Below are 17,782 nucleotides of genomic sequence, written 5' to 3' on the forward strand. Positions count from 1 at the left end.
CGTGCCCTCCCAGGCCAAAGTCGAATGGCCGCGAGGATACTCCCCACACCTGTGCACGGCATCTGATTTAGACCCGCCAGGCAGTCCCCTTGCCGGTCTGGATCAGTGCAGGCACACCGCGCTTTGCAAGCCTGCGGCTCGGGACGCGCTCGGCATCGGCCACGCTTTCGGCCCTGGCCACCTCAAAGCCGGCGCAGATCCATAGACTGCCCGTTCATCGCCCACCCGCGCGGCTGGACGACTCGCTCCCTGATGTTCCACCTCATCAAGAATCCGCCGCACCTCCAGCGCGTTGTCGAAGATTGCCTGGCCCAGCGTCGCCAAGGTCCCCCGGGCCAATCCGGCCGTTTCCAGCGTGGACAACACATCGCCGTGCGCCCCGATGAGCTGGATCAGTCGATCCAACGCATCGAACTGATCCATCGTCACGCCATAAGCGAATGATGCATCGTCAGCGTGGACATCAAGCTCGAACTCGTCAGCATCGGAACGATCGTCAGCGGACGTCATCGCAGCCTCCGTGTCCGTGGCCTGCAACACACCTGCATCCGAAGACTCGCCGAACCGCCGTGATAAGGCCTGTAATTCAGAGGTGGCCGCCTTCAATCGCGCCTGCACCGTCCAGCGCTCCTCGGAACCCTCGCCAAGCGCTTGGACCAAACGCATCAACCCGTGCAGCTCATGCTCCAGCATCGCCAGCCGTTGCGCGGCGTCCGATGACTGCGCACCCGCTTCTCCGTTCAGATCATCTGAGGCTTCGCTCATTGCCTTGCTCCGTGCGTGGGAAAAAGATCAGGCCCTTGGCCGGGTTCGGGACTTTCCAAACCGCCATACGTCGGTAGACACGAATAAACGCGCCCGCAGAGACGAGCTGCCGCGGTTCGAATCGCTGCGCCCCGTAAAAAGGCAATCGGAAGGCGTACTGCGGTTGAGTGCCGACCGCTTCCAGCCAGTTCGCGGCGCTCAAAATACCTGCTCGCACTCAATGTGCAATTAATAATTGGCATTGTCAACAATCAAAAATTGTCGCCCCCATAAGGCCTCTTATGGAGAATCCTTGCTCATGCATGGACGGACGCCGCATCGGCCATCCTCGCCGCGCACGACATGACGGGGAATCCGATGGCTGCACCTTACGAAGACTTCGCCGAGCGCCTGCGGCACGCGCTGGACCGAGTCGATTTCGCGTCTGGTCGCGCCCGAACCGGCGCCCTGGCCGACCGCTACGCCGTCTCCCGCGAGACCGCACGCAAATGGCTGACCGGCCTGGCCCTGCCCGAGCTGGCGCGCATCATCGAGCTGGCCAAGGATCTCGACACCAGCTTCGAATGGCTGGCCACCGGCCGTGGAGAGGTCCAGCTGCGCATCAACGAATCCCCGCCCATCTATCGCCAGCTGACCAATGCCGAGGTGCGGGTGCTGCAACTGTTCAACACCTTGCCCGAAGACAAGCGCAAGCTGCTGCTGCAGTTTTTTTCCTGAGCGCGACGCAGCGGCTTGTCCAAGCAGTGGCCGCAGCATGCCCCGCCTTGCCTCAACCATGTGGCCGCGCTGTCGATTGCTAGACAGCCCCGCGACAACTTGAGTCAGTGAAGGCGCGGCGTTGTAATCGGCAAGGACGCCCTGTCGAACAAGCGCGCACCTGCCGAATCTCGGTCGATAGACGCCATGACAGCGTAATGCGCCCGTTCTTCGCTCACGCTCCGCTGCATGCCGTCCAACGCGGGCAGCCGCTGCTGCTCAATCTCATCCAGGATTTCACGCACGACCAAAGCCCCGTCGAAGATCGACTGTCCCAGCAATGACACAGTGCCCTTGGCAAAGCCGGCCGCACAATTGGCAGACACCGCATCGCCCTGCGCGGCAAGCAGCCGCAGCAGGTGATCGAGTCGGTCGAACTGCTCCATCGTCATACCGAGTACAAGCGGCTCAGACACTGCGGTGTCATAAGCGCGGCTATCGTCATCCGTTGACGCCGCCGTCTGCTCTTCAGCTCGGGCCCATGGCACAACCTTTTTCAATCGCTGCTCCACCTGCATCGACAGGGCTCGCAGGCCCGATGCCAACTCCTGCTGTCGCGCTTGGGAGGTCCACTTATGCAAGGGATCAGTGCTACCGGGCTGCGCCAACCGCGCCAAAAAGCCTAGATGCGTCCCCAACATTCTCAGCAGCTGCTGGCCGTCCTCGGGCAGCGGATAGTCCTGCGTGTCTTCATCGTCCAAATGGTCGTGCGACATCATTGCCTCCTCGTTCCATGATGGACCCGTCCGCCGGAATGGCGGACGGGAAGTCGGGAGGCTCGAAACCGCAAACAGCCGGCGGGCTTATTCCCCTTGCGGGTGTTGTATTCGCCGCCCTCCCGACGCAGGCATCGCGTCGGTTGCGCCTGCAAAACATGCAGGCACAAAAAACCCACCAGTATTTCGGAGGTGGGTACCGCTGTTTGAGGAGTTTCGAGGCTCCGTGAGGAGATCGTGCTACTGGCAAGGCTTGACGTCAAGCCTCGCCGACAATCGCATCATCGACCTTACCTGCGATCCGATCAGAGCGGGTTCAATCCAACAGCTCGTTGGCCCCGCCACAAGACCAGCCCAACCGTGTGATCGGCGCAAATAATCAGGTCTTTCAAATCCCTTCTACGTCCATCCCATGCTCGGCAAGCCACACCTTGCGCAGCGCATAGTCCGGCATCGCACGCTCCAACCGCAGCCAGAACGCCGGGGTGTGATGCGCCTCATGCAGATGCGCCATCTCATGCACCAGCACGTATTCGGCGATGCGCGGCGGAAGCAGGATGGTTTTCCAATGGAAGTACAACCAATCGCCCTTGCCACACGAACCCCAGCGGTAGCCCAGGTCCTGGACCTTTACGCCCGCCGGTGCGACCTCCATCAGGGCCGCATGCTCTACCATGCGCGTGGACAGCCATGCTTTGGCACGCGCTGCATACCATCGGATGAAGTGCTCCCTGGCCTCTGGCAAGGCCTCCGATACCAGACAGAAACGCCCGGCGGCGAGCTTCAGTGGCACGCTCTGATCAGCCACCATCTTCAGCCGGTAGCTCCGCCCGAGGTACAGAAAGCCCTCGCCGCCAACGAACTTCTTGCACGGGGCGTAGCGTTGCAGGCGATCCTTCTCCGCTAACCGGGTGTAGATCCAGAAGCGCTTTTCCTGCACGAAGGCGCGCAACCTGGACTCCGCCACGTCCGGCGGTGCAGACAGCACCAGCGCACCATCACGCTCGACGGTGATCTCCATCGTCCGTCGGCGCGCGCTATGCCGCACGGTGAACAGCAGATCGTCCACCTGCAGATTGGAGGCAGTCATGGCAGCTCGCATGGCATCACACGTGCATCAGCCGCTCATGGCTGGCACGCGCCTGTTCCATCAGCTTGTCGGTGAGCAGCCCCGCCGCAGCTGCGTCCATCAGTGGAGGACGCAGCCGCATCAGACGGTCGAACAGCAAACCGTTGAGCTGCTCCTGTGCCGCTCGCTTGTGCGGACTCCAGATATTGCGGTTGCTCTGCAGTTCCTGCACCAGCAGCTCGACCAGTTCCACGGTCACGTCCATCAACCGAAGCAGCTCCGCCGAAGTCGGCTCGCGCCCGGCGCAGACCACGTCCATCACCGTGCGAAGAAACGGCGCGCAATACTCCGGCACACCCGCCGGCGTATCGGCGGCACCGACGCTACCGTTGCGCACGTCGTCGACCAGCGCCTGCAGTTGGGCAACCACCTCACTCCATTGTTCGCCCAACGCCCGCAAGATCTCGTTCAATCGCTCAGAAAGCTTGCGGTACAGCACCGGGTCCTCGTCGGCATGCTTGCGGATATGCGAGCGCACCGCGTGTTCCATTTCCGAAGCCTTGGCGCGGTCATTCGCGGCCCGGCCCACATGGGCATCGAACTGGGCGTCGGTCAGCTGTATCGGCGGAATCTTCGGGTCTATGCCCAGCGAGATCACATGATCGTCGATCAACTTGCGCACCTTGGCACCCACGTCTTTTCCAAGTACTGGTGTGTCCTTGTAACGATTGCGGGCGCGCGCATGGATGTATGCCAGGCGCTTGGCATCCGCGGAGAACGGCAGGCCTTCCGGACGTGGCAACACTGTGTCCAGCGATCCAAGAAACGCCTTGAGCTTGACCACGAACTCCGCTCTGAACCTCTCGTCACCTAGTGCATCCACACAGGCCTCCGTATCGGCTAGTGATGCGATACCCCGTTCGCGAAACAACTCAACCACCCGCGCATGCCGGTCGCGCAGCACCGACACTTCGTCCTTCAAACTTGCTAGCGCGCCGACCACATCTTCGTCGGCATAGGCAGCCAGCGCTTCCTTCAGGTGCTGGGCCACACCGTAATAGTCCACGACGATGCCGCGGCGCTTGCCAAAGCCCGTGCGATTGACGCGCGCAATGGCCTGCAGCAACTCGGCCTCGCGAATGGGCCGGTCCAGGTACATCACGCCTGCAATCGGCGCATCGAATCCCGTCAGCAGCATCGACTTGACCACCAGAAACGCCAGCGGATCCGCTTTGGTCGCATCCGGATGCAGCAGCGGCTTCTTGAAGCGCTTGATCAGCGACTCATGGGTGGCGCTGTCGGTCCAGTGCTTCCAGCCGGGATCGTCGTTGTTGCTGCCGGAGATGATCGGCGCGAACTCGATCCGCGCCAGCACCTCGCGATAGCGCCAGGCCTGGATCACCGCCCGCAGCTTCGGCGGCCGCAGGCACAGGGCCTCATCGTCCATCTCCTGGTCCTGCAGGCTCAGCGCATCGGCCTCCTGCAGCAGCTCGTCGCGTGCGGCTTTCAAGGCGGCGAAGTAGCGCGTGGCGGCCAGCCGGCTGTAAGCCACCACCTGGGCCTTGTAGCCATTGGGCAGAATGTTGGCGACGTAATGGCGCAGGATGTCGCGCGCCTTGTCGGCAATCAGTGCGGGCGCATCGAAAATGTGACCCTTGGTGGCGTACTTTTGCTTGATCGCTTCCAGCTCTTCCGGCGTGTGCTGGCGGAACAGATCCTCGAACAGCTCGTCCAGGTCCGCGCCACCCTTGATGGCCCCGATGGCGGTACGCCCTTCGTAGAGCACCGGCACCGTCGCCCCATCGGCCTCGGCCTCCTTGATGGTGTAGCGGTCGATGAACTCGCCGAAGATCTCGTGAGTCCGCTTCTTCTCGCCCATGATGATCGGCGTGCCGGTAAAGCCGATACGCGCACAGTTGGGCAATCCCGCCAGCAGGTTGGCATGCAGGTCGCCGGCCTGGGTACGATGCGCCTCGTCCACCAGCACCAGGATGGCATCGTCGTCATTGAGCACCTCGAAATGCTCCGCAGCCGCCCTGGCCTTGCCATATAGCGCCCGCGCCTCCTTGACCGCGTGTCCAGCAGCCGGCAGATCCTCGGCCTTCAGCGGCGCATCGTTGGCCGTGTCGCCATCGCGATACTTCTGGATGGTGACGAAGACCAACCCCGGCCCCTTGCGCCGTGCCAGGGCTTTCAGGCCTGACGTGCTGTTGGCCACCTCCACCGGTTCGCCGGTGAGCGTGGCGGTCACGGAGAGCTGGCCTTGCAGGTCCTTGCGGTCGGTAACTACCACGACCTTGAAGCGTCGCAGCGCTGGGTCGGCGCGCATCTTGCGCACCAGGAAGACCATGGTCAGCGACTTTCCCGAGCCCTGGGTGTGCCAGATGATGCCGCCACGCTGATCGCTTTCGCCATGCTGCAGCCGGGTCTGGCCGCGCTTGAGCTTCGCGATCGCACGGTTCACCGCACGGTATTGCTGATAGCGACACACCGACTTGATCGTCTGCCCGCCCACCTGCATGAACAGCAGGAAGTGCTGCACCACATCCAGCAGGTTCGCTGGCGCCAGCAGGCCGGCAATCAATCGCTCCTGGGCGTTGAGCTTCTGCTTGCCGAAGCGGTGCGCCGCCTCCGCCTCAGATCCTGCACCGTCCGGCCCGACCACGGTCTTCCACTGCGCGAAGTGCTCGAAGCCCGCACCGATGCTTGCAACCCGCGCCTCGTCCACGCAACTGGCCACCAGCAACTGGTTGGTGGCGAACAGCGCCTCGTTGCCTTCGTTCTCGTCCACTTCCAGCGCGGCCTTGCGCTGGTTGCTGTAGCGGCGCAACTGGTCCACGGCCTCGCTCAACGGCTCGGGGATGGACGGACTCTTGCACTCCACCACCACCAGCGGGATGCCATTCACCAGCAGCACTAGGTCCGGCACGATGAACGCCTTGGCACTGTTGGAGCCGGGCGGGCAGTCCACGCGGTACTGGCTGACCACGGTTAAACGGTTGTTGGCCGGTGTGTCCCAATCGATATAACGGATCGTCTGCCCGCGCCCGCCCTCCCAACCCGGCAGCCCGTCGACCGTCAGGCCCTTGATCAGCAGCTCGGTGGCCTGCTGATTGGCCTCCATCAACTTGTGTCCTCCCAGGCGCGTGATGGCGGCCACCGCGTCAGCCAAGCGGGCATCGTCCAGCCACGGCTGGCCGTCCGGCCCCGGATTCAGCGCCAGCAGACGCTCGCGCAGCCGGGCTTCCTGAACGACCTCGGCAAAGCCGCTGCGTTCCGTGGCGGCGGGGTCGTCCAGGCTACCGGCCAGGTGCGTCCAACCCACCGCCTGCAGTTGCGTCACGAAAGGCTTTTCGACGTCTTCCAACTCCCAACCCATCAGCATCTCCCCGGCTGGATGCAGGCATCCATGAACATCCCAACATTCTCATGGACCTCCAAAGAACTCCAAAGCGATCCAAAGACATCCAAAGATGTCCAAAGATGTCCAAAGACCTCCAAAGAGTCCCAAAGACCTCCAAAGGACCCCGTTCTCCTGGCGCCACCCTTTCAGTCGTCAGGTTCAAGGGTGTAGTAGGCCGCCCGGCGTGTCCCATGTTGGGACAGCCGCCCTTGCGCTTTTAGCCGCCCCAACAGCGCCTTGGCCTGCAAGGCACCCAATCGACACAGCTCCATCACCTCGGCACGGCGGATCTGCCCGTGCTGCTGCACGTAGTTCAGCACCAACTGCTCGTTCTGCAAGCTGGTGAAGCCGGCTTGCCGGGTATAGGCGGCCTTCTCGCCCTGGCGCTGATACACGGCGGCCGACAGTGTGTAGCTGCGCGCGCGGGTCTGCCCATGCGCCTCGATCAGGCCGGCCTCGGTCAGCGCCTCGAGCGTGCGCTTGGCGCTGGCGGGGTCGCGCTGGATGCGCGTGGCCAACTCGTCGGCGGTCACACGCTTGAGCTCGCGCAACGCGGCCAGCGCGATCAGGCTGTCGATCGGCAGCTCGCCGTTGCTGCGCCGCTCCCGCTCCACCACCATGCGGCCGAAGTCGAGATCCGCCGCACCAGTATCCAGCCGCACCACCACGCTGTGGCTGTCCGTGCGAGAGTAGTCCGGCGCCGAGCGGCCGAAGCGCAACAGACCCCGATAGATCGTGTCGACCCCGCGCCCCGAGCGTTCCACCACGCCGATGCGCTTCATCGCATCGGCCAAGGTACGGTTGCGTGGACGCGGCTCGGTAGTGAGCAGGTTGTCCAGCGTCACCCCATCGACCAGACCGCCAGGGTTGCTGACCACCAGCGCGTCGTTCTCCAACCGCACATGCACCGCGCCGAGGCGATGGTAGTCGCGGTGGATCAGCGCATTGGCCACCGCCTCTCGGTAGGCGGCCATGTCGACCTTGGGCACCGGCACGCGGAACAGCCCGACCTGCAGCTCCTCTTCCGGGTTGTAAGGCCGGAAGTTGGTCTCCAGCCAGTCGATGGCCTGCAGCAGCGGCACACGGCGGAACTCGTTGAAGCGCACCGCCTGTTCGGCCAGCACCTGGAACGCGAACTCATGCGAGGCCACATGCTGGCGCAGCGCCTCGACCCGGCCGATCACCAACAGGCCGCACAGCGTCGGCACGCGGCGGCCGTCGGACTGGCGCGCAGTGAAGCCCAGCGCACCGTCCAGCGCCTCATCGTCCAGCTCCAGCAGCACCCGGTCGCCACCGTACTGCTGCACGGCCTGGCGCAGTCGCTCGCGTTCCAACGGGTCGAAATCGGACAACTGCGCGCCGGCCACCGGCTGCGCCGACGCATCGACCAGGCCGAGCTGGCCGAGCCGGCTATCGCGCTCATGCGGCAGCATCGGCACGCATTCGGGCGTGCCGTCGTGCTTCACGCGGCGGCGCAGGTAGACGCCAGCGGCGGTGGCCACCACCGTGGCGGCCTTCGGCACCAGGATGCGCGCGACGGGCACACCATCGATCTCGACTGCCTCCACCTGCACCGCGATGGCCGGCGACGTGCGCGCGGCAATCAGGCCGGGCAAGCCGGCTAGCTGCCGGTGGTCGGCATGCAGACCGGTCGCGGTGCCATCATCTTCCACGCCCAACCACAGCGCGCCACCCTCCGCGTTGGCCAGACACACCACGGCCTCGGCCAACTCGCTGTCGGACAGCTTCCTGCGGTCGCTCTTGAACTCGACCGTCAGCGATTCGGCAGGTGGCAGGGTGCGGGTCATGCGGTGGCGGCATCCAGCAGTGGGGTGACGCGGACGCGGCCGGTAAGGAGGTCGTCCATGACGCCGAATTTAAGATCACGCAATGCTGATACAGCTTTCGATTCGGAATCAAGATTGGTGCTAGCAGCAGAAAGAGCATCCAGAATTCGAGCTTGCTCCTGCCTGTCTGGCATCGCAACGACAAGGTCGCGAACAATCCTTCCGCTTATCTTCACCATGCTTTCTGACGTCCCCACTGCGTGAGCCTGGATCTGTCTGCGCAGCATAGGGGATCGAAGGACAAACTGCAGATACTGAGCACTGGTCTCGACAGTTGGCTTCAATCGCATCATCAAGTCGGGATAGCCGCATGGAGTGCCAACATCCGAGTAGACGCCTACAAGACCTACGAGTTGACGCGTATTCGCTCGACTCATGAGCAAATCACCATCAGATAGCATCACCGAATCGAGTCTCGCGTCTGCAAAAGGAGCGTTCTTCAACTGATTTGGCTCAAATCCAACGCCGGTTAGGCATCCTAGGCCCAACATCTGGCATCCCGTCCACTCTTCCGCCTCTTTCGGCGAATATCCATTCTTTGGCTTATCAGACAACCAGAGTTGAAGTGGCCCTGCTTCCCAGTCGCAAGGAATCCAACCGAGTAGCGATGACTTATAGAGATCCGGTGCTTCGGACTGTGGAGGGCGCACTTCGCCGTTGGCGTCGATGCCGCGCGTCAGCAGGTCGTGCAGCAGACCCTGCTTGACGGCCTTGAGCTTGGCTATGAGCGCCTCGGTTCCGTGGATGGCGGTGTCGAGGGTGTCGAGGATCTCTGCAATCTGGGCTTGTTCTTGACCACACAATGGAAGAGCAGCAGAGAACTCCTCGAGCTCGCTACGCTTTATGTGCTTCATGGTGCTGCCATGAGTCCGCTTTTCCATCTCGGCTACGGAAGCCCGAAGAACGTGGAAAAGCAGTCTTCGATCAACATCTTCGGATGGCGTCACCTTGAAAAGGTGCTGATTCAGCCAGGCCGGCCCACCCTGCCACTTCACGACTGAGAGCGTGCCGCTCCAAGAGAAGATCAGGTCTCCATCTGTGATACGAAAACCACTTGGCAGCAAGCCTGGATAACGGTCTTCGACTCCTTGCGTCCCGGTAATCTGGGCAATACGTACGATGGGGAGGCCATGCTCAGCCCAATGCCGCTTACTGAAGGCGTACCCGTTCGAATACTCGCCAAGCGAACTCAGGCTGCGACTCTGCCAACCAGCCGGAAGATCCTCAGACATACCCCAGCCCCTTCAAGAACCCTTGCAACGCCCGCGCCGCCTCATCGCGCTTGCCTTCGATATCCGCCAGGGTCACCCGGTACTTGTCCCACCACGTCTCGAACGCCGCGACTACTTCCTTGCGCTGCGCAGCGACGTAGCGCTCGACGATGGCGCGCATGTCGTCGTGCAGGATGGTCAGCAACAGCGCAGCGGCGGCCGGCTCGTCCAGGGCGGCAACCTTGCGATCGAGTTCGTCGGTGAAGCTGTCCTTTTGGACGTTGAGCTGCCTTTTCAGCGCAGCCAGGTTTTTCTTCCAGGCCTTGAGCTGCGCCTCATCCACGGCCTCTTCGTCTTCACTCGCATCGGCGGTTTCAGCATCGCCGTCTTCGCCATCAGCGTCCTTCGATGCCTTCGGGTCAGCCGCCTTGATCTGACTATCAAGCTCTGCCTTCTTCGCTTCCAGTTCGGCGATGGCCTCGACGAACTCGGACAACAGGAAGCGCACCAGCTTGTGGTCCAGCGGGTTGTCCTTGCTGGCCTTGTCCTCCAGTGCGGTGACGATGCTGGTGCGCCACGCGTCGATGACGCCGCGGGCGCCGCGCGCCATCAGGGTCTGGAATTCGTAGCGGGTCTGCACCCAGAAGCCGGCGATGATGCCGCGCACCTGGAATGGATCGAGCAGGCCAACGGCTTCCAGCGCCTCGCTGAAACTGGCCAGCAGCTCATGGCGCAGCGCGACCAGCGCGGCGGCATCGTTCTGGCGCCCCGCCAGCGCGGTGATGCGGGTGCCGTGCGCCTGCCACCAGCCCTCGAACGCGCCGCGCAGCGCGGCCTCCTTCGCCTGCAGGCCGGGATTGCCTTCGACGGCAGGCTTTAGCTGGGCGCGGGCGGTCAGCATCGGCGCAAAATCGAAATACGCCGCGTCACGCACGACGAACAGCTCCTGCGGTTCCAGGCCATGCGCGGCGAACAGCGCGGCCTTGGCCTGCACCTCGGCCTTCGGCACGCCGCCGACCAGATGCGCGCGCACGTCGTGAGGTTCCGGCGCCGGGGCGTTGTCAGCATACCGGCGGATGTTGAGGTTGCAGCCGTTCTGCAGCAGCGTGGCGTTGTCGACGATGGCGGAGAAGCCGTCGATGGCGCGGAATTCGTCGAACGTGGTGACGATCTTTTCGATGTGTTCGGGCAGCAGGTAGTTCTGTGCCCGCCCCTCGAAATACTCACGGTCGGCATTGATGAAGAGCACCTTTCCCTGCCGCTGCGCCGGCTTGCCGCTGACGCGGTTGCCGCCGTGCTGCACCTGTTGGTGCAGCACCAGGATGCAGGCCGGGATGCCGGTGCCGTAGAACAGGTTGGGCGCCACGCCGATCACCGCTTCCAGCAGGTCGTCGGCAATCAGCCCGGCTCGGATGCGCGCCTCGTCGCCACCGCGGAACAGCACGCCGTGCGGCATGACCGTGGCGATCATGCCGCCGTCGCGGGTCACGGCCACCATGTGCTGCAGGAACATCAGGTCGGCCTTCTTCGCGCCCAGCGGCACCTGGCCGTAGCGGAAGCGCTCGGGAAACTTCGGCGCCCAGGCGGGGCTGCCGTCGGTGCTCTTGTCGGTGGTGCCCCAGTTGATCGAGAACGGCGGATTGGTCAGCACGCGGTCGAAGCGCTGCAGCTCGCCACCGGCGGCATGCTGTGGCTCGGCCAGCGTGTCCTCGTTGCGCAGATCGGCGGTGCTGATGCCATGCAGCAGCATGTTCATCTTGGAGATCGACCAGACCGTGCCGTTGAATTCCTGCCCGAACAGGTTGGCCTTGCGGCCGTCGCCGCCGTGTTCGTCGATGTAGTCCTTGGACAGGATCAACATACCGCCCGAGCCGCTGCAGGGATCGTAGATGTCGTGATGTTGCTCGGGCTTGAGCAGCTGCACCATCATCCGTACCACCGAGCGCGGCGTGTAGAACTCGCCGCCTTTCTTGCCGGCGGAGTCGGCGAATTCGCCGATCAGGTATTCGTAGGCGGCACCCAGCAGATCGGGGAACTCAAAATCCTCATTGCGCAGGCGGTGCAGGCCGAAGTGGGTGATCAACTGGCGCAGCTTGATGTCGGGAATTTTGCTCTGGCCGACCTTGCGGGTGAAGTCGATGTGCTCCAGCACGCCTTCGAGGCTGTTGTTGGTGTCCTCGATCCCCGACAGCGCCTTGTTCAGCGCGTTGCCCACGTTCTGGTGGGCATCGTTGAGCAACGTCTGGTAGCGCGAGTTCGGCGGCACCCAGACCACATCTTCCACCTTGTACCAGCGCGGATTTTCGGCGGACGCCTTGGCCTGCGCGTCGCTTTCGCCCGCGTCCTTGCGCTCGGCGATGACCTGCTCGCGGCGCTGCTCGAATACATCGGAGCAACGCTTGAGGAACAACATCCCGAAGATGTACTCCTTGAATTCGGACGCATCCATCTTGCCGCGCAGGATGTCGGCGGCCTTAAACAGGTGGCGTTCCAGTTGGGGAAGGGTCAATGGCATAAATCAAACTTCTCTTTAGCAACGCTTAATTCGAATTACAGATCGGCATCAGTTTCGCCTCTCAGCACGGAGTGACGGTGCTAGATGATGCGTTTTTGTGCAGGCATCGCATTGAGATCACTGGCTTTTCGCAGGGGTTCGCCTGCTTTCTGACGCGAGCAACCAATCGAGCTTCCACGGCAGCTATGTGTGCGGCCGGTGTTACTGAGTTGTGCACAGGGCGTGGTCCATAGCTCCACCAACTTCCGCGCATTGATCAAATTGATCTGCCGATGCGACTGGCACGCCGCTGGCTGCGTCGCGAACAAAGCCTCGCTGCTCCAGCTGGGCTTCAACGCGATGGAACTGTACAAGGGTGTCGGCCTGCACGATGGCATCGATATCCAGCGTGGGGCGCACGCCCTCGGCCAACGGGTCGGTCAACAGCAGGCCTGCCGTCGAGCCCCCGACAAAGACGACCCGTTCTCGCAGATCACCCAGAGCGGCGGCAATGACCTCCAGATGCGGCAGGTTGGGATCAGGCCGCAGCATCGAGCGGCTTCAATGCGTTGGTCAACACCTGTGCCGCAAGCTCACGCTCCCGCACGCGCCCCATGCGTAGGGCATCCAGCAGTGCAAGCAGGCGGTACAAGCCAGGGTCGGCCAGTGCCGCTTTTGGCGCGGTGCGGTAGATGGGTGACACCGACGGACCGCGGGCGCTGCCTTGGGGATGCGCCCATACAGGTGTGTCGGCTTCGCTGTGTAGTTGACTGGCGAGTGGCTCGGCGGCATGCGCCGTCGGCACGCCGCGCTTGACCGGGCCGATCTCCGCGGGGAAGGCATAGCGCACGCCGTGCAGCATGAACTCCAACAAGGCCGGGCGGATCGGCGACCAGTCGCCCCTGCCCCGTTCGTTGACCAGTCCGGCCGCAGTTGCCCGCTTGACGCTGGCGTGGACCTCGGCAGCGCTCATCCCTAGCTCCTGGGCGAGCACGGCGAATGTGAACTTCCGCTCCGGATGGGCGGACACCTTCAGCAGTACCAGCAACTCTTGTGGCTTCAGGTCCATTGCTCATATTCGCTATTCGCGAATAGCGAATATTGCCTACGAGGCTCGACTTTGCAAGCAAAAGAATGGCTCTCGACGGAAGCCTAGTTTTGTACCCCGTTCACCAGATCTGGGCCCCTCTGCTGTTTCAACCACGCCCGTATCTGCGGCAGGCGCTCGGCGCGCAGTTCGACGAGGGCCTGGTGCAGATCATGAGGTTTTGGCCGCACGGCGCGAAGTTGGGCGATGTACTGATAGGCGTACGCCTTGATCTTGCCCACCATCTTCAGGTCCTTGGAGCTGACGCCCCCTGGGGTAGCAGCGGGGCAAGGCGGGGATCGGCCAGCTTGTCGATCTACGCCCGGCACCACATACGCGACTCACGAGTTTTCTGTTGCCCAGAAACACCAAACCCCGCTTGCGCGGGGTTTGGTGGATCGACACTGACGGCTTACGCCGGCAGGAAGATCAAGCAAACGGATCCTGCAACACCATCGTGTGATCCCGGTCCGGGCCGGTGGAGACGATGCTGATCGGGCAGCCGGCCAGTTCTTCCAGCGCGCGCAGGTAGGCGCGGGCGGCGGCGGGCAGCTTGTCCCACTCGGTCACGCCGTGGGTGTTCTCGTTCCAGCCCGGGAACTCCAGGTACACGGGGGTGCACTCTTCCCAGCCCTGCGCGTCCAGCGGGGCGTACTCGGTGCGCTTGCCGCGGTACTCGTAGGCGATGCAGACCTTCAGCTTTTCCATGCCGTCCAGGACGTCCAGCTTGGTGATGCACAGGCCGGAGATGCCGTTGATGGCCACCGCGCGCTTGAGCGCGACGATGTCCATCCAGCCGCAGCGGCGCGGGCGGCCGGTGGAGGCGCCGTACTCGGCACCGCGGTCGCGGATGCCCTGGCCGATCTCGTCGTCCAGCTCGGTGGGGAACGGGCCACCACCCACGCGGGTGGCATAGGCCTTGGCGATGCCCAGCACATAGTCGATGTCCTGCGCGCCCACGCCGGTACCGGCCAGCGCGCCGCCGACGGTGGTGTTGGAGCTGGTGACGTAGGGATAGGTGCCGTGATCGATATCCAGCAGCGCGCCCTGCGCGCCTTCGAACAGCACGCGCTTGCCCTGCTTGCGCAGGTCGTGGCAGATGCCGGCCACGTCGGACTTCATCGGCTGCACGTATTCGCCGAAGGCCAGGGCCTCGTCATAGGTCTTCTGGAAGTCCACCGCCTCCACGCCCAGATACTTGGTCAGCACGAAGTTGTGGTAGTCCAGCGCGGTGCGCAGCAGCTCTTCCAGCTGCGGCGGGTAATGCAGGTCGGCGATGCGGATGCCGCGGCGCGCCACCTTGTCCTCGTAGGCCGGGCCAATGCCGCGGCCGGTGGTGCCGATGGCCTTGCCGCCGGCCGCCTTCTCGCGGGCCTGATCCAGGGCGATGTGGTACGGCATGATCAGCGGGGCGGCCGGGGAGATCTTCAGGCGGCTACGGACTTCCACGCCGGCCGTTTCCAGCTCGTCGATTTCCTTGATCAGCGCGGCCGGGCTGATGACCACGCCGTTGCCGATCAGGCACAGCGCGTCATCGCGCAGGATGCCGGAAGGGATCAGGTGCAGCACGGTCTTCTTGCCGTTGATGACCAGGGTATGGCCGGCGTTGTGGCCGCCCTGGAACCGCACGACCGCGCCGATCTCCTCGGTGAGCAGGTCGACGATCTTGCCCTTGCCTTCATCGCCCCACTGGGCGCCCAACACCACCACTGACTGACCCATGACGGGTACTCCTGTTTTGTTGCGGCCATCGGGGCCGCGGACTTGGGCCGTCCCAGACCGGGTGGCACGCCTTGCGGGGAGGCTCCATCGGGGAGCTTCCAGGCCTGCCGACCGCCCTGACACGGAAAAAGCCGGAGAAGGATCGCTTTAGGTCAGCGGGCCCATCCGGCTTTTGTGCATTATCCGGGTTTCCGGCGACCGGAGCCACCCCTGCCCAGCGAAGCCCTGAGACGGTTCAGCCTGGCGCCCTGGCCTTGGCGTTACATCCGTCAGCAGTGGGGATCGACCAGGGCTGGGCGGCCCCAACCCCTCTCAATGCCGCACCAACCACAGCACGCCCACGCCCACGAACATCACCACCCCGCCGTAGGTGCGCAGCTGCGTGGTCGACAGCGCGTGCAGCTGCTCCACCATCCGCTTCCAGGCCAGCGGGGCTGCGAAGAGGAACAGCCCTTCCAGCACCGCCACCAGGCAGAGCGCGGCGAATAGGTCTTTCATGCTTGCGGTGGCGGCTTTAGCGATCGGACTTGAGGTACTGCAGGAACGGGTCGTTGTCGTCCAGCACGATCACGCCGTTGCCGTCGGCCAGCGAGTTCCGGTAGGCCTCCAGGCTGCGGTAGAACGCATAGAAGCTGGGGTCGGCCTGCGCCGCACGCGCGAAGATCGCCGCGGCCTCGGCATCGCCCTCGCCGCGCAGGCGCTGGGCATCGCGCTCGGCCTCGGCCACGATCACCGTCTGCTGGCGGTCGGCCTCGGCGCGGATGGTGCGGGCCTGCTCCTCGCCTTCCGCACGCAGCTTGCTGGCCACCTGCTTGCGCTGGGCGCGCATGCGCTCGTACACATCGGTGATGACCTGGCTGTCGGTGGGTAGGTCGATCTGCTTCAGGCGCAGGTCCTTGATCTGCATGCCCAGGCCCTTGCTGGCCTCGTTGATGGCCTTGAGCTGGTTGGAGATGATCTCGCTGCGGTCGCCCGCCACCAGCTGGGTCAGCGTGCGCGAGTTGATCTCGTTGCGCAGCGAGTCGGTGATGATCGGCGCCAGGCGTGCGGCGGCGATGCGCTCATCACCGCTGGTGGCACGATAAAAGGCGCGCACGTCGGAGATGTAGCCCACGGCGAAGAAGTCGACGCTGACGTCCTTCTGCTCGCTGGTGAAATAACGCTCCGGTGCAGTCTCCAGCACAGAGAAGCGGCGGTCGAACACGCGCGCGGTTTCCACCAGCGGCACCTTGAAGTGCAGGCCGGGCTTGACGTCGGCGCGCACCACGCGGCCCAGGTTGAGCACCATGGCCGTCTGGTCTTCGCGCACCACATACACCGAGCCCATCAGGCCCAGCAGGACGGCGATGAAGATCGCCACGATCACGGAAGTCTTCATCGGGTGGTCTCCTCACGACCGGCCGGGCGCGCGGGGCGCTCCATCGGGGTGACGGTGGTGCTGTCGCTGGAACCGGTCGCAGGCTGCATGTAGGTCTGCGGCGGCATCACCGGCGGGTTGCTGCCGGACTGCTGCGGCGCGGCTTGGCCCGGCTGCATGGGCACGTAGATCAGCTGGCGGCCATCGGCGCCGATGACCTTGCGGTTGCTGGCCAGCACCTTCTCCACCGTCTCCAGCCACAGGCGCTTGCGCGTGGTGTCCGGGGCATTGGCGTACTGCTTCTGCAACAGGGTGAAGCGCTCGGCATCGCCCTGGGCGTTGGCGATGACCGCCTCCTTGTAGCCCTCGGCCTGGGTGCGGGTGCGCGCGGCTTCGCCTCGCGACTCGGGCACCACCTTGGCGGCGTAGGCATTGGCCTCGTTGACCAGGCGCTCGCGCACCTGCTGGGCGCCGTTGACCTCGTCGAAGGCGGGCTTGACCTGATCCGGCGGACGCGCGTTGGGCAGGGTCAGGCCGGTGACGACCAGGCCGGTCTTGTAGGCATCCAGCGCGCCCTGCAGGCGGGTCCTGGCCGCGGCCGCCAGCGGGCCACGCTTGTTGAGCACCGACTCCAGGTCCGAGCGGCCGACCTGCTCGCGCACCGCGCTCTGCGCGGACTGCTTGAGCATCTCATCGGCACTGCGCGTGCCGTACAGGTACAGATAGGGGTCGTTGATGCGGTACTGCACGTTGAGGGTGACGCTGACGATGTTCTCGTCGCTGGTCAGCACCGGCACGGTGTTGCTGAAGGTCTTGATCTCGGTCGCGTTGACCTTCTGCACGCTCTCCACCGGCCAGGGCCACTTGAAGTTGGGGCCAGGCTGCATGACCCGGGCGAACTTGCCGAAGCGCAGCACCACGCCCCGCTGCTGCTCGCCGATCAGCTGGAAGCTGCTCAGCACAAGCAACAGCAGCACCGCCAGCCCGACCCAGCGCAGCGGATTGCCGCCGCCGCCACTGAACAGCTCGCGCAGACGCTCGATCAGCGCGTTGAAGCCGCCACCACCGCCACCGGACGGCGTGTTGCGCCGCCAGGGATTGTTGTTGGACCCGTTGCCGCCCGATCCGTTGTTGCCCGAGCTTCCAGGGGTGTTCCAGGCCATGCCCACTCCGTATTGGTGACCCACACCGGCGCTGGCGCCGTGCGGATCTTAAGAATCGTCCGATTCTACAAGATGGGGCGCCGCCCGCCGTGGGCAAGGCGGCCGGGACCGGGGCTGTCCGACAGGGCCGTCAGCGGCGGGCAAGCCAACGGTCGGGCAATGCCCACGCGGGCCTGACGAGCCGGCTGCTAT

At 64.1% G+C, this 17,782-nt stretch carries 15 protein-coding genes; 1 reads left to right on the top strand and 14 read right to left on the bottom strand.

What is annotated here, in order from left to right; genetic code table 11:
* Positions 1 to 102: 102 nt before the first annotated feature.
* Entirely contained in the window at positions 103 to 765 is a 663-nt protein-coding gene (locus EPA99_RS11250; RefSeq protein ID WP_129471313.1) for a hypothetical protein, read from the bottom strand.
* Positions 766 to 1,122: 357 nt separating this feature from the next.
* Here EPA99_RS11250 and EPA99_RS11255 point away from each other — a divergent pair, with 357 nt between their 5' ends.
* Positions 1,123 to 1,482, top strand: coding sequence for a helix-turn-helix domain-containing protein (locus EPA99_RS11255; protein ID WP_129471314.1), 360 nt, complete (start codon positions 1,123 to 1,125; stop codon positions 1,480 to 1,482).
* A gap of 104 nt (positions 1,483 to 1,586) precedes the next feature.
* Here the strand turns inward: EPA99_RS11255 and EPA99_RS11260 are convergent, their stop codons facing one another.
* The 13 genes from EPA99_RS11260 to hflK all read right to left on the bottom strand — a co-directional run bounded on the left by EPA99_RS11260 (position 1,587) and on the right by hflK (position 17,590).
* Positions 1,587 to 2,237, bottom strand: a complete 651-nt coding sequence (locus EPA99_RS11260; RefSeq protein ID WP_129471315.1) for an XAC0095 family protein — start codon at positions 2,235 to 2,237, stop codon at positions 1,587 to 1,589.
* A 388-nt stretch (positions 2,238 to 2,625) separates the two neighbouring features.
* The gene (locus tag EPA99_RS11265; RefSeq protein ID WP_129471316.1) at positions 2,626 to 3,327 is read right to left on the bottom strand and encodes a M48 family metallopeptidase; all 702 of its coding nucleotides are present in this window, start codon (positions 3,325 to 3,327) and stop codon (positions 2,626 to 2,628) included.
* Between the two features lie 16 nt (positions 3,328 to 3,343).
* A complete protein-coding gene (locus EPA99_RS11270) occupies positions 3,344 to 6,685 on the bottom strand; it encodes a type I restriction endonuclease subunit R (protein ID WP_129471317.1) in 3,342 nt (1,113 codons plus the stop codon).
* Between the two features lie 170 nt (positions 6,686 to 6,855).
* Positions 6,856 to 8,517, bottom strand: coding sequence for an ATP-binding protein (locus EPA99_RS11275; protein ID WP_129471318.1), 1,662 nt, complete (start codon positions 8,515 to 8,517; stop codon positions 6,856 to 6,858).
* Positions 8,514 to 9,788 carry a restriction endonuclease subunit S gene (locus EPA99_RS11280; protein WP_129471319.1) on the bottom strand — a complete coding sequence of 425 codons (1,275 nt, stop codon included), beginning with the start codon at positions 9,786 to 9,788 and terminating at the stop codon, positions 8,514 to 8,516. The genes EPA99_RS11275 and EPA99_RS11280 overlap by 4 nt, the downstream gene beginning before the upstream one ends.
* A complete protein-coding gene (locus EPA99_RS11285; protein ID WP_129471320.1) occupies positions 9,781 to 12,282 on the bottom strand; it encodes a type I restriction-modification system subunit M in 2,502 nt (833 codons plus the stop codon). The genes EPA99_RS11280 and EPA99_RS11285 overlap by 8 nt, the downstream gene beginning before the upstream one ends.
* A 201-nt stretch (positions 12,283 to 12,483) precedes the next feature.
* A complete protein-coding gene (locus EPA99_RS11290) occupies positions 12,484 to 12,813 on the bottom strand; it encodes a hypothetical protein (RefSeq protein ID WP_129471321.1) in 330 nt (109 codons plus the stop codon).
* Positions 12,800 to 13,330, bottom strand: a complete 531-nt coding sequence (locus EPA99_RS11295) for a MarR family transcriptional regulator (RefSeq protein WP_129471322.1) — start codon at positions 13,328 to 13,330, stop codon at positions 12,800 to 12,802. Before EPA99_RS11295 ends, EPA99_RS11290 begins: the two co-directional genes overlap by 14 nt.
* Positions 13,331 to 13,413: 83 nt before the next feature.
* Positions 13,414 to 13,593, bottom strand: coding sequence for a hypothetical protein (locus EPA99_RS11300; protein ID WP_129471323.1), 180 nt, complete (start codon positions 13,591 to 13,593; stop codon positions 13,414 to 13,416).
* 184 nt (positions 13,594 to 13,777) lie between these two features.
* Positions 13,778 to 15,070 (bottom strand): adenylosuccinate synthase, encoded by a 1,293-nt coding sequence (locus EPA99_RS11305; protein ID WP_129471324.1) that lies wholly within the window; start codon positions 15,068 to 15,070, stop codon positions 13,778 to 13,780.
* Positions 15,071 to 15,382: 312 nt separating this feature from the next.
* Positions 15,383 to 15,568, bottom strand: coding sequence for a DUF2065 domain-containing protein (locus tag EPA99_RS11310; protein WP_129471325.1), 186 nt, complete (start codon positions 15,566 to 15,568; stop codon positions 15,383 to 15,385).
* A 16-nt stretch (positions 15,569 to 15,584) separates the two neighbouring features.
* A complete protein-coding gene (gene hflC / locus EPA99_RS11315; protein ID WP_129471326.1) occupies positions 15,585 to 16,448 on the bottom strand; it encodes a protease modulator HflC in 864 nt (287 codons plus the stop codon).
* On the bottom strand, positions 16,445 to 17,590 hold the full coding sequence (gene hflK / locus EPA99_RS11320) for an FtsH protease activity modulator HflK (RefSeq protein WP_129471327.1): 1,146 nt from the start codon (positions 17,588 to 17,590) through the stop codon (positions 16,445 to 16,447). Before hflK ends, hflC begins: the two co-directional genes overlap by 4 nt.
* Positions 17,591 to 17,782 lie beyond the last annotated feature (192 nt).

Source organism: Pseudoxanthomonas composti (genome assembly GCF_004122095.1).
In the GTDB taxonomy this organism is placed as follows: Bacteria; Pseudomonadota; Gammaproteobacteria; order Xanthomonadales; family Xanthomonadaceae; genus Pseudoxanthomonas_A; species Pseudoxanthomonas_A composti.

Excerpts from the sequence above, each read along its gene's own strand:
- EPA99_RS11310 (WP_129471325.1), bottom strand. The coding sequence starts at position 15,568 with ATGAAAGACCTATTCGCCGCGCTCTGCCTGGTGGCGGTGCTGGAAGGG.
- EPA99_RS11305 (WP_129471324.1), bottom strand. The coding sequence starts at position 15,070 with ATGGGTCAGTCAGTGGTGGTGTTGGGCGCCCAGTGGGGCGATGAAGGC.
- EPA99_RS11290 (WP_129471321.1), bottom strand. The coding sequence starts at position 12,813 with ATGCTGCGGCCTGATCCCAACCTGCCGCATCTGGAGGTCATTGCCGCC.
- EPA99_RS11260 (WP_129471315.1), bottom strand. The coding sequence starts at position 2,237 with ATGTCGCACGACCATTTGGACGATGAAGACACGCAGGACTATCCGCTG.
- EPA99_RS11280 (WP_129471319.1), bottom strand. The coding sequence starts at position 9,788 with ATGTCTGAGGATCTTCCGGCTGGTTGGCAGAGTCGCAGCCTGAGTTCG.
- EPA99_RS11265 (WP_129471316.1), bottom strand. The coding sequence starts at position 3,327 with ATGACTGCCTCCAATCTGCAGGTGGACGATCTGCTGTTCACCGTGCGG.
- hflC (WP_129471326.1), bottom strand. The coding sequence starts at position 16,448 with ATGAAGACTTCCGTGATCGTGGCGATCTTCATCGCCGTCCTGCTGGGC.
- EPA99_RS11250 (WP_129471313.1), bottom strand. The coding sequence starts at position 765 with ATGAGCGAAGCCTCAGATGATCTGAACGGAGAAGCGGGTGCGCAGTCA.
- EPA99_RS11255 (WP_129471314.1), top strand. The coding sequence starts at position 1,123 with ATGGCTGCACCTTACGAAGACTTCGCCGAGCGCCTGCGGCACGCGCTG.
- EPA99_RS11285 (WP_129471320.1), bottom strand. The coding sequence starts at position 12,282 with ATGCCATTGACCCTTCCCCAACTGGAACGCCACCTGTTTAAGGCCGCC.
- hflK (WP_129471327.1), bottom strand. The coding sequence starts at position 17,590 with ATGGCCTGGAACACCCCTGGAAGCTCGGGCAACAACGGATCGGGCGGC.
- EPA99_RS11270 (WP_129471317.1), bottom strand. The coding sequence starts at position 6,685 with ATGGGTTGGGAGTTGGAAGACGTCGAAAAGCCTTTCGTGACGCAACTG.
- EPA99_RS11275 (WP_129471318.1), bottom strand. The coding sequence starts at position 8,517 with ATGACCCGCACCCTGCCACCTGCCGAATCGCTGACGGTCGAGTTCAAG.
- EPA99_RS11300 (WP_129471323.1), bottom strand. The coding sequence starts at position 13,593 with ATGGTGGGCAAGATCAAGGCGTACGCCTATCAGTACATCGCCCAACTT.
- EPA99_RS11295 (WP_129471322.1), bottom strand. The coding sequence starts at position 13,330 with ATGGACCTGAAGCCACAAGAGTTGCTGGTACTGCTGAAGGTGTCCGCC.